The sequence below is a fragment of the Pseudomonas hunanensis genome (assembly GCF_013393325.1).
Taxonomy (GTDB): Bacteria; Pseudomonadota; Gammaproteobacteria; order Pseudomonadales; family Pseudomonadaceae; genus Aquipseudomonas; species Aquipseudomonas putida_P.
This window is the reverse complement of the sequence record NZ_QJRC01000090.1, coordinates 1-2,645: the sequence shown is the minus strand read 5'-3', so window position 1 is coordinate 2,645 and position 2,645 is coordinate 1. Positions and strand designations below refer to the sequence as shown.

At 53.3% G+C, this 2,645-nt stretch carries 3 protein-coding genes; all 3 read right to left on the bottom strand.

The features are described 5' to 3' along the window. Positions 1–69: 69 nt before the first annotated feature. Positions 70–558: an Hcp family type VI secretion system effector gene (locus DM807_RS14505; RefSeq protein WP_179027474.1), complete on the bottom strand. Its 489-nt coding sequence runs from the start codon at positions 556–558 to the stop codon at positions 70–72. A gap of 706 nt (positions 559–1,264) precedes the next feature. Continuing rightward, positions 1,265–2,239: a hypothetical protein gene (locus DM807_RS14500; protein WP_179027483.1), complete on the bottom strand. Its 975-nt coding sequence runs from the start codon at positions 2,237–2,239 to the stop codon at positions 1,265–1,267. Positions 2,240–2,249: 10 nt separating this feature from the next. Then, a partial coding sequence (locus DM807_RS14495; protein ID WP_179027482.1) for an Hcp family type VI secretion system effector occupies positions 2,250–2,645 on the bottom strand: 396 nt, incomplete at its 5' end.

The window sequence follows — 2,645 nt, the reverse complement described above, 5'->3', positions numbered from 1 at the left end:
GCCTTGAGTGTGTGGTAGTTCTGCATTTTGGGGTTGATGAACGCGCGAGCTTCGGTCATGGCAATTTCCTCACGCGTATTTCTTGTTGCCGATCCGGTCCCAACCGCCGGCAATATTGCCGCCGCCCGAACCGTCGATACGCTTCTGTAAGGTGTAGGTGGTCTTGATCCTTCCGTAATCGAGGCGAACCACCTCGATCGGCACGCCATCGGCAGCACTCTGTGTGTAGTCTGCAATGATTACTTCTTCGAGAATAATCTCGTAATACTTGAGCTTGTCGCCGCCCGCGCGGCACAGTGCGAGTTTGACCTCCTTGAGATGCTGCCCTGCGCAGCTGGCCTCCATGAGCTTGCAACTGGCGCTGTCGAGAAACTTGGTAAAAGTGAAGTGGCTCACCTCGGCGCGCCCCGAAGTGGCGCCCCCTGCCGAGCTGGCAGTGGCGGAAGTGCTTTGGCTTACACCGAAGTCATAACCGGTGACTTCAATCCATTTGCTGTGCTTTTCATCCAGAGCTTCGCCCGCGATGTCGTCGATTTTTATATAAGCGTCAAATGCCATGCTTATCTCTCCTTGGCAATCATTTTCAGGGGTGATGCTGATGGGGAACTTGACCCGGTCAGTGATTGGCAAGGCTAGGCACGGATATTGGGCAAGGCAATAGAGAGGGCTGACTTTAGGAAATGGACTACAAGGTTGTGGATAACTTTGCCAAGGGTGTATCGCTAAGTTTAATTAATAGGTGTTTTCTGTATTGCTTGCCAACTTACAGCGCGCAGGTCGAGCGCGGGCGGCGCTCGATTTCATAGGCGAACTTGCAGTCTGGGTGTTGCAGGCATGGGACAGTGGGGAGAAGTTCGAGGGGCATCTGACGCAATGATACAGCCCTGTCTGTATTTTTACGTCGCGGGAAGCAGGAAATGGGAGAGCACAAGCGCCATGAGAAGCGTAATGTGCAGCGTTAGCAGGCAAAGCAGAGTGCGCTTTTCATGTGATGGGAAATGTTGAATATCCTCCGATTTAGCTACCCCTCGCCATATAAATAGCTTGGGAAATGCCAGTACTAATGAGATCGAGCCGGTGCGCATCAATTTTCCTAAAATGCCTGCGTGTCTGTAAGTGTTTCTATTGTCTGTGATGTATTTGCAGTTTGGTAGAAATGACTCGAAATGTTCAGTGTATTTGTTAGCGACGTAATATTGAATGAGCAGCGTAAGCGTCATAGCTACAAGAATGAGAAATCCAATGACGCCGTGTACTGTGGCATTCATTTCAGGCTTTCTCGATATAGGATCTCTCCAAAATTTTTGCCTTTTTCTGCACCGTAATCACCTACGTATTTTCCGCCAATGGCCCCTCCAACAACTGCGCAAACGAGTGAGCCCGTCCCCCCGCTGGGGAGTCCGAGAGCTAGACACACCGCAGGGCCAATAATTGCACCCGCATAACCTCCAGCGCTCGCGCCTGCTAATCCCCCCGCTAATGATGCGCCTTCGACGAATTTTACCTTGCTGCATTCCTCCTCTCGCCCCAAGGTGCAGGCCCTGTGGATGTCGAGCCCAGCAGCCCCCACCCCGAGTGCTATACCTATGTAACTCCCCTTTTTGATCATATTTGCAGCCTTGCCTACCCCAGCAACCTTATCGGTGTATCCTGTAATTTCCCCTGTATGTAAGTAGCTTTTCGTGGAGATGCCAAGGGTTCTTTTAATCGACCCTTGGTTTCGCAGGCTCGCACCGAACGCGGCCATTTTGCTCAACTGCTCATCCAGCCTCCCAAATAGCGCCGCTCGCTTGGCATAGAACTGATCGCGCGCTTTGAACGTCCCAGAACTCATGTGCTCCTGATACAGTTTCTCAATTTCCAGCAACGTGTCTTGAGTGGCCTTCAGGTATCTGCTCCACCCATCGCTGACCACGCCTGCACCCATGGATGCATGGGCGAGCAGGCTCTTCAGCAACTCGAAGTTCTCAAGAAAGAACTCGTCGGCACCTTGCCCGCTGCGCATTAGCCCCATGTGCGTAGCGGCAGCCTTTGCCATCAGATACGCCTCCTGGCTAGTACATGAAGGCGTGGACCAGTCACCGACAATGACCAGTTCGCCGCTTCTGACCACACTGTTGTAAATGTGTGAGTTCAGTACATCGAACTTGCTGGCCGAATGCCCGCTCAGGGCAAGGCCAGCCTTGAGTGTGTGGTAGTTCTGCATTTTGGGGTTGATGAACGCGCGAGCTTCGGTCATGGCAATTTCCTCACGCGTATTTCTTGTTGCCGATCCGGTCCCAACCGCCGGCAATATTGCCGCCGCCCGAACCGTCGATACGCTTCTGTAAGGTGTAGGTGGTCTTGATCCTTCCGTAATCGAGGCGAACCACCTCGATCGGCACGCCATCGGCAGCACTCTGTGTGTAGTCTGCAATGATTACTTCTTCGAGAATAATCTCGTAATACTTGAGCTTGTCGCCGCCCGCGCGGCACAGTGCGAGTTTGACCTCCTTGAGATGCTGCCCTGCGCAGCTGGCCTCCATGAGCTTGCAACTGGCGCTGTCGAGAAACTTGGTAAAAGTGAAGTGGCTCACCTCGGCGCGCCCCGAAGTGGCGCCCCCTGCCGAGCTGGCAGTGGCGGAAGTGCTTTGGCTTACACCGAA